Raw genomic sequence first — 13,905 nt, forward strand, 5'->3', positions numbered from 1 at the left:
GAGCAAAGCTCCAAAAGTTATCCACATTTTTCAACTTTCAATTCTGCAATCATCTATTTACCCAGTATATCAATATAATATTATTAGTTGTTATTAAAAATTATTACCACAAAAAAAGAGAAGATTTGTTCTAATCTTCTCTTTAACTTAATATATTAATATTGTAGGATTTTATAACATTATTCTTTGAATATCTGCTCCCAACCCTTGTAACTTTTTTTCTATAGACACATATCCTCTATCTATATGATATACATCTGTAATTTCTGTTTCACCCTCTGCTACTAAACCACAAAGTATAAGTGCAGCTCCTGCTCTCAAATCAGTAGCTCTAACCTCTGCTCCTGTTAATTTATCTACACCTTCTATAATAGAACTTCTACCATCAATTTTTATATTTGCTCCCATTCTCTTCATTTCAGCGGCGTGCATAAATCTATTTTCAAAAATTGTTTCTGTTATTACACTGGTACCTTTTATTGTACACAAAAGTCCTGCCATTTGAGACTGCATATCCGTAGGAAAACCTGGATATGGCATAGTTTTAATATCAATAGGTTTAAGCTCTCTATCTGCATCTACATAAATGCTATTTTCATCTGAAGTTATTTTTACACCTGCTTCAGTTAACTTTGCTATGATAGGTTTTAAATACTCTTCATTGACTCCAGTTATTTTAATTTTACTTCTAGTTATAGCTGCTGCTACCATAAATGTACCAGCTTCTATTCTATCACATATAGGTTTATGTGTAGTTCCTTTCATATTTTTAACTCCAATTATACGAACAGTATCTGTACCAGCTCCTATAATATTGCCACCCATATTATTTAAATACTTGCCTAAATCTTCAATTTCAGGCTCTTCAGCTGCATTTTCTATAATAGTCTCTCCTTTAGCCATAACTGCAGCCATCATTATATTTTCTGTTGCCCCCACAGAAGGAAAATCTAAATATATTTTGTTTCCTACAAGCTTTTTAGCTTGAGCTTCTACATATCCATGACCTACATTTACTTCTGCTCCTAATGCACTAAATCCCTTTAAATGCAAATCTATTGGTCTAGTACCTATATTACATCCACCTGGTAAGGATAACTTAAACTTTCCAAATCTTGATATCATAGGTCCCATAATTAAAAAAGATGCTCTCATCTTTTTCACTAAACTACTGCAAGGCTCACAATCTTTTATATTTGAACTATCTATTACTATTCTATTAGCTTTCTCATTAATATTTATATCTGTCGAAATAGTTCTAAGTACATCACTTATAACAAACACATCTTCTAACATAGGTGCATCATCAATTACACATTTTTCTCCACTTAATATACTAGCTGCTATTATTGGTAAAACAGAATTTTTAGCAGTACTTATATTTACCTCTCCTTCTAATTTTCTTCCTCCCTTTACTGATATTTTATTCATGTCTTATCCTCCATTCTATAATTGCTAATATGTCATGAGTATTTCAGGTGTACCCATAATTATATAGTTACCTGAATTATACTTGCAAACAGCATAATTAAAATCCATTAACTTGCCATTACTTTGCATTGCATCATATAGCCCTGTGTATAATGTAGAACTATATCCATTTTTTAATGCTACAGTAGTAATGTTGGATGCTCCATGATTTTTTAATACTTTTAAAATTTTATCATTTGTTGTATCAACATCATCATAAACTTCTGATTTCAAGTATTGATAATATTTAACAGTTACACTTCTATCATCTATACATTTTTCCAGATCACGCTTCATATCACTCAATAGATTGTTACTGTTTTTTTCCACTAAACTTATTGTTATAACATTATGATTTTCATATTTCATGGTTTCTATGTAACCATTTGTATTATTTTTACCAAATTCTATACAATACTTTTTTTCATTTTTCAACACAGACTTATTTTTTACATCAATAAAATTCATTTTTTTTAATATATCATTACAAATCTTTTCTCCATTTTTATCTGTTATAAATGTTGCTGTTACGCCATATTCAACTGTTTTACTATTTGTCATTTGTAAAATATCATTAAATGGATCCCAACCTTTACTAGCTAATGAAAAATCTGAAATTAAAAGTGTACTTCCAATTATAAAAAAAATAATTAAAAAAATAGAATTTTTCTTTTTCATAAAATATGCTCTAAAAAATTAATTTAAAGAGCTTGTCACCCCCCCCTTTTTCTTCCATTTACATTATGAACTAGTATTGATTAAAATATTCATCTTTTTAATTCCACATTTAACTATTATAGAATTACTTTTACTCATAATATAAGGGGGTTGTCTTAAGATACTATCAATATATAAATATACATATAGAAATGTGCAAAGTTTCCCATAAAAAAATAGCATAAAACTTAAGTTTCATGCTATTTTTATTATAAATTCTATTTTAAATCAAGTCTAGCCATAGCTCTAGCTAAAGCCAATTCTGCTCTTTTTATATCAACATTATCTTTTGGTTCAATTAATCTATTTTCAGCTCTTTCTTTAGCAGATTTTGCTCTCTCTAAGTCTATATCTTCTGGCCATTCACAAGAATCACATAAGAATTCTACTACATTATCCTTTACATCAAGTATGCCGCTAGATGTAAATGCTTTAAGTTCTTTACCATCACTTGTAGTAAATTCTGTGACAGTAGGTCTTAAAGGAGTTACTAAAGGCATGTGATTTGCAAGAATTCCTATACGACCTTGGGTAGTATCTGTTATTAATTCTACCACTTCTCCAATGTAAAATTCTTTTTCGGGAGTAAGGATAGTTAACTTAAAAGCATTTGCCATATTAATCTCCTTCTCACAAATAAATTATTAAGTTAGACAGTAATAATCTGTCTAACTTAAAACTAAAAGGATTAGCTCTCTTCCATCATAGATTTAGCTTTTTGAACAACTTCTTCTATAGTTCCAGCAAAAAGGAATGCTGCTTCTGGTAAATTATCATATTTACCATCAAGTATTTCTTTAAAACCTCTTATAGTTTCTTTTATTGGAACATAAGCACCTTTCATGCCTGTAAACTGTTCTGCAACGCTAAATGGTTGTGATAAGAATCTTTGAATTCTTCTAGCTCTTACAACTACCAATCTATCTGTCTCTGGAAGTTCATCTACACCAAGTATTGCTATTATATCTTGAAGTTCTCTATATCTTTCAAGTATATGCTTTACATTTGAAGCTATTTCATAGTGTTCTTCTCCTACAATTCTTGGATCCAATATTCTTGAACTTGATTCAAGAGGATCAACTGCTGGATATATTCCAAGTTCTGATATAGATCTTGAAAGAACTGTTGTAGCATCAAGATGCGCAAATGTAGTTGCTGGTGCTGGGTCTGTTAAGTCATCTGCAGGTACATATACAGCCTGAACAGATGTAATAGATCCTTGCTTTGTGGATGTTATTCTTTCTTGAAGAGCACCCATTTCAGTTGCAAGTGTTGGTTGATATCCAACAGCACTAGGTATTCTACCAAGTAACGCTGAAACTTCCGAACCAGCTTGAGTAAATCTGAATATGTTATCTATAAATAGAAGCACATCCTGACCTTTATCTCTAAAATACTCAGCCATAGTAAGTCCCGTTAAAGCAACTCTCATTCTAGCTCCAGGTGGTTCATTCATTTGTCCAAATACTAGAGCAGTTTTATCTATAACACCAGATTCCTTCATTTCATAATAAAGATCGTTACCTTCTCTTGTTCTTTCTCCAACACCTGTGAATACTGATAATCCACCATGTTCTTTTGCTATATTGTTTATAAGTTCTTGAATAAGAACTGTTTTACCAACACCAGCACCACCAAATAGTCCTATTTTTCCACCTCTTTGGTATGGTGCTATAAGATCTATAACTTTAATTCCTGTTTCAAACATTTCTGGTGAAACAGATTGATCTTCAAAACTTGGTGCTGGTCTATGAATAGGATATGTCATATTGGCATTACAATCTCCACATTCATCTATTGGCTGTCCTAACATATTGAAAAGTCTTCCTAAAACTTCCTCTCCAACTGGTACAGATATTGGTGCACCTGTGTCTACTGCATCTACACCTCTTCTTAAGCCATCTGTTCCTTCCATAGATACAGTTCTAACTATATCGTCTCCAACATGCTGTTCTACTTCAGTAACAAGTTTACCAGCATCTCCCATATCTATTTCTATGGCATTATATATATTAGGAAGGTGTTCTGTATTAAACTTTATATCTACTACAGGTCCTATAACCTGAACAACTTTGCCTATATTTGGCATTAGTGTCCCTCCCTTATTTTTGAACTTCTGCGCCTCCGATTATCTCGGTTATTTCCTGAGTTATAGCGCCTTGTCTTTCTCTATTAAATTTAAGATTTAGATCATCTATTAAATCATTAGCATTCTTAGTTGCTCCATCCATAGCTGCCATTCTTGAACCTTGCTCACTACATTTAGAATGAAGCATATAATTTAATATTTGTTGTTTTAACTGCATAACCACCACATCATCTATTATTTGATCAATTGGTGGTTCAAACTTAACAAAACGTGCTGTTGATTCGCCACTTTTGTTTTCTAAAGGAAGTATTTTCTGTATATTAACCGATTGCTTTACAGTTGTAAAGAACTCGGTATATACTATATACACTTCTCCAACTTCAGAATTGCGATACATATCAAGTGCTTTATAAGTTATAGCTTCTGCTTCTTTTAAAGTAGGTATATCAGGTATATCTACATATTCTGCTGCAGTTTCATATTTTAATCTATTAAAATACATTCTTCCCTTTTGACCTACTGACATTAATACAGAGTTTTCTTTATCACTTGATATTAATTCTGCAGTTTTATTTACTACATTAGCATTGAATCCTCCACAAAGTCCTGAATCAGAGCTAAGTGTAATATAAAGTTTTTTATCACTCTTATTACCATGTACATAAATACTTCTTCCTTCCACACCTCTTACAATATCATTAGCAATTTCTGCGAAAGCATCAAAGTATTTCTGATTTACCTCTAATTTGGTCCTGACTTTCCTAAGTTTTGAGGTGGCAACAACACACATGGCATTTGTTATTTTTTGGGTACTAGTTACTGACTTAATTCTTCTCTTAATTTCAACAAGTCCTGCCCCTGCCATAATTCACCTCCCGCAAAGGGAATTATACCTCTGCTAAAAATATTTTTTTGAATTCTTCTATAGCACTGCTAAGTTTTTCTTTCAACTCATCTGATAATACTTTTTTAGTTACTATTTCTTCACCAATTTCTTTGTGATGAGTATTCATATATTCTAAGAATTCTTTTTCAAATTTCTTTATACTTTCTACAGCAATATCCATCAACTTATTGTTAACTGCTGCATACATAATCATTATCTGATTTTCCACTGGTACTGGCTTGTATTGAGGCTGTTTTAGTATTTCTACTAATCTCTTACCTTTTTCAAGTCTTCTCTTTGATTCTCCATCAAGATCTGAACCAAACTGTGCAAAAGCAGCAAGCTCTCTATATTGCGCAAGATCAAGTTTTAGTGTTCCTGAAACCTGCTTCATTGCTTTAATTTGAGCATTACCACCAACCCTGGATACTGATATACCAGCATTAACTGCTGGTCTTTGTCCTGCATTGAACAATTCTGATTCAAGGAATATCTGACCATCTGTTATTGAAATAACATTGGTTGGTATGTAAGCTGTAACGTCTCCTGCTTGAGTCTCTATTATAGGAAGAGCTGTAAGTGATCCTCCACCAAGTTTATCTGAAAGCTTTGCAGCTCTTTCAAGCAATCTTGAATGTAAATAGAAAACATCTCCAGGGAATGCTTCTCTTCCTGGTGCTCTACGAAGTAATAATGACATTGTTCTATAAGCAACTGCATGCTTAGATAAGTCATCATATATTATAAGTACATCTTTTCCTTGATGCATAAAATATTCACCCATAGTACATCCTGCATATGGTGCAATGTACTGTAATGGTGCTGTTTCTGATGCTGATGATGATACAATTATTGTATAATCCATAGCCCCTGCTTCAGTAAGATTATTAACTATATGAGCGACAGTAGATTGTTTCTGTCCTATTGCAACATATATACAAATTACATCTTTACCTTTTTGATTGATTATCGTATCTGTTGCTATTGCAGTTTTACCTGTCTGTCTATCTCCTATAATAAGTTCTCTTTGACCTTTTCCTATTGGTATAAATGAATCTATAGCTTTTATACCTGTCTGTAATGGCTGTTTAACAGATTGTCTTTGAATAACACCAGGTGCCTTAATCTCAACTGCTCTTGTTTCTGCAGTTTTCATAGGACCTTTACCATCTATAGGCTGTCCAAGAGAATTTACAACTCTTCCTACTATTGCATCTCCAACTGGTACTTCAACAACTTTTCCAGTTCTTTTAACTATGTCTCCTTCTTTTATACCTTTTTCAGAACCTAGAAGAACACAACCTACGTTGTCTTGTTCAAGGTTTAGAGACATGCCATAGACATCATTTGGAAACTCTAGAAGCTCTCCAGCGATACAATCGTTAAGACCATAAACTCTGGCTATACCATCACCAATTTGAATTATTGTACCTGAATCAACTGTTTCTATTTTCTTTTCATACTTTTGTATTTCCTGTTTTATAATTGAAGTTATTTCTTCAGGTTTTATATTCATAGGCTCACCTCTAATCTCTCTTAAGCATTAATTTTTTCATTTCATCGATTTTAGATTTTACTGTTCCATCTATTACTTCATTTCCTACTTGAACATAAACTCCACCAATTATACTTTCGTCTATTTCTTCTTCCAATAAAATCTTTTTACTATATTTTTTTTCTAGTTGTAGCACTAAATTTTTCTTTTCATCATCTTGTAAAGCAATAACTGTTTTTACTTTAGCAACAGCTGTTTTATTCTTTTCAAGATAAATACTTTCCATTTGTTTAAGCTTACCTTCAAGTTGAAGTATTCTTCCCTTTTCTATAAGAACTAATAGAAAAGCTAATAAATCTTCATCTACTTTATCCTTAAACACCTTAATGAAAAGTTCTTTTTTACTTGAAGTACTAACTTGTGGGTGTTCTATTAATCCCATAAAGTCTTTATCTTCATTTATTAGAGCTACTATTTCTCTTAATTCCTGTAAATACTGCTCTACTTTTCCTTTTTCCTCTGCAATTTCATAAAGCGCAAGAGCGTATCTTCTATCTAAATATTCATACATAGTTAGATACCTACCTTAGCTATAAAGTCTTTAATAAGTCTCCTATGCTGATCTTCATCTATAGATTCTTCTAAAGCCTTTGAAGATACTAAAACAGCTAAGTCTACTACTTGGTTCTTTATTTCATCTGCTGCTTTTTCTTTTTCTCTTTCAGCCTCAACTTTAGCTCTTTTAACTATAGTTTCAGCTTCTTCATGAGCTTCTTTCAATATGTCAGAGGAAACTTTTTCAGCTTTATTCTTATATTCTTCGACAATAGTTTTTCCTTCTTGCTTAGAATTCTTTAACAATTCTTCATGTTTAAAAACTAATTGTTTAGATTTTTGTTCATTTTCATTAGTGTTTTTAATTTTAAAATCAATTTCATTCTGTCTGTTGGTGATTGTATCATCAACAGTTTTGAAGAAGAAATGTTTTAAAATAAAATACAATACTATGAAATTTATTATAGTTATTACAACTCTTCCAATATCAATACTCATATTGAATTTCACTCCTCCCCTCTAAATGTATGTAAATTGGTGAGGTAACTAGTTTTAGCTAACTTTAAATACTAACATAATAGCTATCAATAAACTATAGATAGCTGTTACTTCTGATAATGCAGCAGTTACAAAGAATGTACTTAGTATTTTACCGCTTGCTTCAGGCTGTCTTGAAACTCCTTCAACTGCCTTTCCAGCAGCAGTACCAACTCCAATACCTCCGCCTAAACATCCTATAGCAGCTAAACCTGCACCAATTGCTGCCATACCTGATACAAATGAGTGCGCATCTAAATTCATAATAAAAATCCTCCTTAAAATAATAAATTATCGTTAGTGTTCAGCTATAATTTTTATATTCATCATTGTTAACATAACAAACACTACCATCTGTATGGACGCATCAAACAAGTCAAAGAAAGCATGGAAAGGTATAGGTATTAGTAATTGAGAAAACCACGCTAAATGACCCAATCCTTGATACATCATCGAGATTATTACAGCACCTGCGGTCATATTACCAAATAGTCGTAGACTTAATGAAACTGGAAGTACTACTCTTTCCACAATATTAAGTGGTAATAGGGGCACTACCGGTTGGGCATAAGCTTTTAAATACTTTCCAAATCCAACCTTCTTTATAGCATTAACTTGCACTATAACAAATGTTATTAATGCCAAACCAGCTGCTACACTTAAGTCTTCTGTTGGTGCCTTAGCTCCAACAATTAATGGGGCAATATTCATAACCAAAATAAAAATTGCAAGGGTTCCTATGTATGGTACAAAGCCAACATACTCTTCTCCCATATTTTCCCTAACTACATTTCTTATTGTTTCAAATAACATTTCAACAACACTTTGTTTTTTGTCAGGTACTTTTTTTAAGTTTTGTGTAAAAACTTTAGCTAAAATAGCTATAAGAATAATAAGAATCCATTGTGTCATAATACTAGAGGTTATTCCTAAGTTAAATGACCCTAGATTTATTGAAAACAATGGTTGCAACTCTTCCACTTTCTCACATCCTTTCTTAATTACTTTTAATAACTGAATATATATATACCCCCACTAAATGGGATGTATATCCAAATAAATAAGGAACTACGCTGTAATTATTATGCTTAAAAACCACATATCCTATTCCAACAGCAAGTACCACTCTAAAAATAAAACTTAATATGTACAAAGATGTCGATGAGTTTTTAAATTTTTCAAATATTAATCCACCCACTACTCCATTAACACTAAAATTAATTATTGCAATTATAGTTCCAAGAAGTATAATTACTCCATAATTCTTTATTATGATCTGAACACCAATAGCAATTATGCTACCAAGTATAAAATTAATAATAGATACTTTTTTAATCATATCTAAGATTTCTTCATTCAACTGAAATTCCTCCACTAAGATAAACATTCTAGCTAAATATTTCTTTGATTACACTAATACCAAATTAAAAATTTTCTAAACATGCCTTAAAAATAACCTTAGTCTTTCATTTTACTCTCTATTTTCACAAGATAACTTATTATATAATCTAAAGAAATATAAATAAAACACTACATTTTGCTTATATAATCAATATTTAGCCTTAATAGTCGATTTTTTAACAATATAATTGAATTTTACTTTCATTTCTCCTTTTTTTTTAAATTTACTACGTTTTTAGGTAATCATATTTTTCTCATTCATTTTTTTTAATTTTCTTAATATTTTCCATGCTGCTAAAACCTTCTTATTTTAGCCTATCTTATCGTTTTCAGACTAATAAGAAAATTTCAAACTTCAAGTTAATTTTGAAGATTTTATCTGTTCAAAATTTACTTTTTCTTAAAATATTTTTAAAATATATATTTATATTAAATTTATTTTAACTTTAATTCAATTATTTTAACTTTAATTCAATTATTTTACACCTATAATTATACTCTACTTTTCAAATTATAAAAGACAAATTTAAAATTTTCTTAAATTGAGAAATTGATTTTGCATCGCTAGTCAAATTTTATAGTAAAATTAACATAAATTGCTGCTATTTATAACGAATTACGTATTTAGCTTTACTTATTTGATAAAATAGCTAGAAAATTCATATTTTCTAGCTAAACTCTTCATATTCATTTTTTTCTATTTCAAAATACTTCAATATTGATGCTGCTATTCTTTGAGATGCCTTACCATCTCCATAAGGATTTATAGCTTTGCTCATACTATCATATTCCTCACAATTTGTAATTAGATCAGTAGCCTCTTTTTTTATAGTATTTATATCTGTTCCTACAAGCTTTACAGTACCAGCTTTTACAGCTTCTGGTCTTTCTGTAACATCTCTAAGCACAAGTACAGGTTTTCCAAGATGTGGAGCTTCTTCTTGAAGTCCACCTGAATCTGTCATAACCATATAACACACATTCATCAAATTATGAGTTTCCTTTGTATCTAGTGGCGCTAATAGATGAACTCTATCTACATCTCCTAAAATTTTATATACAACATTTTTAACTACGGGATTTAAATGAACAAGGTATACTATTTCTACATCTTTATTCTCATTTACAATATCTCTTAATGCATAGCATATATTTTCTATTCCCTTGCCCCAATTCTCTCTTCTATGAGCTGTTACCATTATTACTTTTTTTCCATTATAATCTATATTATTGAGTTCATCATTTTTAAATACATATTTATCGTCTACAGTAAACTCCATAGCATCTATTACTGTATTTCCTGTTACAAATATCGAGTTTTCATCTACACCTTCTCTTAATAAATTCATCTTTGATCCTGGTGTTGGTGCGAAATGCATGTCGGCTACAGCACCTGTAAGTTTTCTATTCATTTCTTCTGGAAATGGAAAATATTTATCATAAGTTCTAAGGCCTGCTTCTACATGACCTACTTTTATTTTCTGATAAAAAGCAGCTAATGCTCCTGCAAAGGTTGTTGTTGTATCTCCATGTACCAAAATTAAATCTGGCTTCTCTTGTTCAAATATTTCTTCTAATCCTTCTAAAACTCTTGTGGTTATACCTGTAAGACTTTGCTTTGTTTTCATTATGTTCAAATCAAAATCTGGCTTTATATCAAAAAGTTCTAGAACCTGATCTAACATTTCTCTATGTTGTGCAGTTACACAAACCTTGGTATCAATTTGTTCTTTTTTTTCAAGTTCTTTGACAAGAGGAGCCATTTTTATAGCTTCAGGTCTTGTACCAAATATTGTTATAACTTTAAGTTTATCCATGAGTATCCCTCCATCATCTTATTCTTTATGTTCAAAAAATCCAAATTTCCATGCTATTACTACCAACACTACCATGACCATAGCCAATAGGAAATATGACTTTTGGGTACTTATTTGCATAGCAATTATTGCAAAGCTGCCAAGAACTGCACTTATCAAATACATTATTATAACTGCCTGTCTCTGTGTAAGTCCCATATCCAATAATCTATGATGTAAATGCCCCTTATCTGCTTGCATAATTGGCTTACCATTTATTTTTCTTCTAATCATCGCAAAAAGAATGTCATATATTGGTATACCCAATGCTAATATAGGTACTGCTATAGCAAAGGCTGCTGCAGATTTTATAGCTCCTTCTATAGATATAGCTGCAAGTAAAAATCCTAAAAGTTGGGCACCTGTATCTCCCATAAATATAGAAGCTGGATTAAAATTATAAGGTAAAAACCCTAGTATTGAACCAGCCAGTATACAAGTTAGTATTGCTGCATCATGCCTAGTATTCATTAAAGCTATTATAAGAATAGTTACTGCTGATATAAACGCAACTCCTGCTGCTAATCCATCTAATCCATCTATTAAGTTAAGTGCATTAGTAATACCAACTACCCATATTATAGTTAAAGGTATATATAACATACCTATGCTTACATATGTATCTATTCCAGGTGCTGCAAAAGGATTTGTTATTCGTTCTATGCTTACACCAAAAATAACTAAGGATAAGGCAGCTGCTATTTGAAATAATAGTTTTTGCCATGGTCTTATATCAAATTTATCATCCAAAAATCCACCTATAACTATTATTGTGGCTCCTATTATTATTCCCTTCTCTGATCTAGTTAAATCCCCTGCTTTTGCAATTACTGTAATAATAAACGAAAAATATATAGCAAGTCCTCCAAGAAGAGGTATAGGTTTTTTATGTACTCTTCTATTATCTTTTGGAATATCTATAGCTTTTATTTTTACAGCAAATCTCTTCACTAGTGGAGTAAGCACTGCTGAAATTATTATTGAAACTATCGCTAAAATATATAAGTTATTCATATGTTAACCTTCCTTTATTGATTGAAACTTCCCTATTTATACTGAAAAGTTCATGTTTTACATATATTGTATATAATTATCAATATGTAGCTTCTCCATCTAAGGAATCATCATTCTCAATCCATTCAGTAACATTTATATCTCTATAAAGATCTTTAGTATCTCGTATAATAACTTTTTCAATACCTGAATTAATTATAAACCTTTTACAAAGCGCACAAGGTGACGCGTTATGCACATATTCTCCTGTTTTATGCTCTTTACCAACCAAATACATAGTTGACCCTATCATATCTTGTCGCCTAGATGATATAATTGCATTTTGCTCAGCATGAACCGATCTGCACAACTCGTATCTTGTTCCTCTTGGTACATTTAAGTGTTCTCTTTTACAATATCCTAAATCACAACAATTTTTTCTTCCTCTTGGTGCTCCAGTATACCCTGTAGCTATTATTTCATCATTTTTAACAATTATGGCTGCAAAATTTCTTCTTATACAAGTACCTCTTTCTAAAACAGTTTCACATATATCTAAATAATAATTGTCTTTACCAATTCTTATCATATTGTCCTCCATAACTTTAATAAATTTTTATATCAAACCTTTACAGATTAAGTTCGATTTTATGAAGCACATAGACTCCTCTCTTATTTTATACTAAAAAAGCCGTAATTAAAAGTCTCATTAACTATTATAATTTCAATTTGTTTTATACAAAAATAAAAAGCAGTGAAAATATCACTGCTTGCTATTTTATTTTGTACCAAATAATCTGTCTCCTGCATCTCCAAGTCCAGGTACTATATAACCATTTTCATTTAACTTCTCGTCTACTGAAGCAACATATATATCTACATCTGGATGTGCATTCATAACTACTTTTACACCTTCTGGAGCTGCTATAAGACACATTAATCTTATACTTTTAGCACCTTTTTTCTTTAATAAAGTTATAGCATCTACAGCTGACCCACCTGTAGCAAGCATAGGGTCAGTAACTATAACTTCTCTATCGCCTATATCTTGTGGAAGCTTGCAAAAATATTCTACTGGTTTTAATGTTTTTTCATCTCTATAAAGTCCTATATGTCCTACCTTTGCAGCTGGTATAAGCTTTAACATACCATCAACCATCCCAAGTCCTGCTCTCAATATAGGTACTATGGCTACCTTTTTACCTGCAAGCATCTTACATTTAGTTTTACATATAGGAGTTTCTATCTCAACCTCCTCTAATTGTAAATCACGAGTTACTTCATAAGCCATAAGCATTGCTACTTCTTCTACTAATTCTCTAAAATCCTTAGAACCTGTATTTTTATCTCTTATAAAAGATAATTTGTGCAATATTAATGGATGTGCTATTTGTGTTACTTTACTCATTTCTATTCCCCCAATTATTTAGAATACTTTTTTTCAATATCTGTAATTTTGTCTATTCTTGTCTGATGTCTACCACCTTCAAATTTTGTATCCAAGAAAATGTCTACTATATCTAATGCTAATCCTAATCCAACTACTCTTTGGCCTAATGCTAGTATATTAGCATCATTATGTTGTCTACATGCATGAGCGCTAAATGTATCACCACATACTGCAGCTCTTATTCCTGAAACTTTATTAGCAGCTATACTTATTCCTATACCTGTGCCACAAACTAATATACCAAAATCAAAATTTTTAGCAGCCACTTCTTCTGCAACCTTTAGTGCAAATTCAGGATAATCACATGATGATTCTGTATAAGTACCAAAATCCTCAATTTGAATACCTTTGCCTTCTAAATGGCTTATAATTTCCTTTTTTAAAGGCAATCCAGCATGATCACTTCCAAATGCAATTTTCATATAAATACCTCCAACTAAATTTATATAACTAATT

Annotated in this window: 16 protein-coding genes; all 16 read right to left on the reverse strand. The window is 31.1% G+C overall.

The window, feature by feature from the left end; all coding sequences use genetic code 11:
• Positions 1 to 171 precede the first annotated feature (171 nt).
• Positions 172 to 1,431 (reverse strand): UDP-N-acetylglucosamine 1-carboxyvinyltransferase, encoded by a 1,260-nt coding sequence (gene murA, locus EG57_RS0218160; protein ID WP_032078566.1) that lies wholly within the window; start codon positions 1,429 to 1,431, stop codon positions 172 to 174.
• A 24-nt stretch (positions 1,432 to 1,455) separates the two neighbouring features.
• Positions 1,456 to 2,148 carry a hypothetical protein gene (locus EG57_RS0218165; protein WP_052038006.1) on the reverse strand — a complete coding sequence of 231 codons (693 nt, stop codon included), beginning with the start codon at positions 2,146 to 2,148 and terminating at the stop codon, positions 1,456 to 1,458.
• Between the two features lie 257 nt (positions 2,149 to 2,405).
• Positions 2,406 to 2,804: a F0F1 ATP synthase subunit epsilon gene (locus EG57_RS0218170; protein ID WP_032078567.1), complete on the reverse strand. Its 399-nt coding sequence runs from the start codon at positions 2,802 to 2,804 to the stop codon at positions 2,406 to 2,408.
• 71 nt (positions 2,805 to 2,875) lie between these two features.
• Complete coding sequence (atpD, locus tag EG57_RS0218175) at positions 2,876 to 4,276, reverse strand: F0F1 ATP synthase subunit beta (RefSeq protein ID WP_032078568.1); 1,401 nt, start codon at positions 4,274 to 4,276, stop codon at positions 2,876 to 2,878.
• 13 nt (positions 4,277 to 4,289) lie between these two features.
• A complete protein-coding gene (gene atpG, locus EG57_RS0218180; RefSeq protein WP_032078569.1) occupies positions 4,290 to 5,141 on the reverse strand; it encodes an ATP synthase F1 subunit gamma in 852 nt (283 codons plus the stop codon).
• 22 nt (positions 5,142 to 5,163) lie between these two features.
• Positions 5,164 to 6,678 (reverse strand): F0F1 ATP synthase subunit alpha, encoded by a 1,515-nt coding sequence (gene atpA / locus EG57_RS0218185; protein WP_032078570.1) that lies wholly within the window; start codon positions 6,676 to 6,678, stop codon positions 5,164 to 5,166.
• Positions 6,679 to 6,688: 10 nt separating this feature from the next.
• A complete protein-coding gene (locus EG57_RS0218190; RefSeq protein WP_032078571.1) occupies positions 6,689 to 7,228 on the reverse strand; it encodes a F0F1 ATP synthase subunit delta in 540 nt (179 codons plus the stop codon).
• 2 nt (positions 7,229 to 7,230) lie between these two features.
• Complete coding sequence (locus EG57_RS0218195; protein WP_032078572.1) at positions 7,231 to 7,710, reverse strand: F0F1 ATP synthase subunit B; 480 nt, start codon at positions 7,708 to 7,710, stop codon at positions 7,231 to 7,233.
• Between the two features lie 54 nt (positions 7,711 to 7,764).
• The gene (gene atpE, locus EG57_RS0218200; protein WP_029159216.1) at positions 7,765 to 8,013 is read right to left on the reverse strand and encodes an ATP synthase F0 subunit C; all 249 of its coding nucleotides are present in this window, start codon (positions 8,011 to 8,013) and stop codon (positions 7,765 to 7,767) included.
• A gap of 33 nt (positions 8,014 to 8,046) precedes the next feature.
• Positions 8,047 to 8,730 (reverse strand): F0F1 ATP synthase subunit A, encoded by a 684-nt coding sequence (locus tag EG57_RS0218205; RefSeq protein WP_032078573.1) that lies wholly within the window; start codon positions 8,728 to 8,730, stop codon positions 8,047 to 8,049.
• A 16-nt stretch (positions 8,731 to 8,746) separates the two neighbouring features.
• On the reverse strand, positions 8,747 to 9,109 hold the full coding sequence (locus tag EG57_RS0218210) for an ATP synthase subunit I (protein ID WP_032078574.1): 363 nt from the start codon (positions 9,107 to 9,109) through the stop codon (positions 8,747 to 8,749).
• Between the two features lie 709 nt (positions 9,110 to 9,818).
• Positions 9,819 to 10,967, reverse strand: a complete 1,149-nt coding sequence (gene wecB / locus EG57_RS0218215) for a non-hydrolyzing UDP-N-acetylglucosamine 2-epimerase (RefSeq protein ID WP_032078575.1) — start codon at positions 10,965 to 10,967, stop codon at positions 9,819 to 9,821.
• A gap of 18 nt (positions 10,968 to 10,985) precedes the next feature.
• Positions 10,986 to 12,020 carry a glycosyltransferase family 4 protein gene (locus tag EG57_RS0218220; protein ID WP_032078576.1) on the reverse strand — a complete coding sequence of 345 codons (1,035 nt, stop codon included), beginning with the start codon at positions 12,018 to 12,020 and terminating at the stop codon, positions 10,986 to 10,988.
• A gap of 79 nt (positions 12,021 to 12,099) precedes the next feature.
• The gene (locus EG57_RS0218225) at positions 12,100 to 12,588 is read right to left on the reverse strand and encodes a deoxycytidylate deaminase (protein ID WP_032078577.1); all 489 of its coding nucleotides are present in this window, start codon (positions 12,586 to 12,588) and stop codon (positions 12,100 to 12,102) included.
• Between the two features lie 189 nt (positions 12,589 to 12,777).
• The gene (gene upp / locus EG57_RS0218230; RefSeq protein WP_032078578.1) at positions 12,778 to 13,407 is read right to left on the reverse strand and encodes a uracil phosphoribosyltransferase; all 630 of its coding nucleotides are present in this window, start codon (positions 13,405 to 13,407) and stop codon (positions 12,778 to 12,780) included.
• Positions 13,408 to 13,421: 14 nt separating this feature from the next.
• The gene (gene rpiB, locus EG57_RS0218235) at positions 13,422 to 13,871 is read right to left on the reverse strand and encodes a ribose 5-phosphate isomerase B (protein WP_032078579.1); all 450 of its coding nucleotides are present in this window, start codon (positions 13,869 to 13,871) and stop codon (positions 13,422 to 13,424) included.
• Between the last annotated feature and the right edge of the window lie 34 nt (positions 13,872 to 13,905).

It is taken from the genome of Clostridium drakei, assembly GCF_000633595.2.
Taxonomy (GTDB): domain Bacteria; phylum Bacillota; class Clostridia; order Clostridiales; family Clostridiaceae; genus Clostridium_AM; species Clostridium_AM drakei.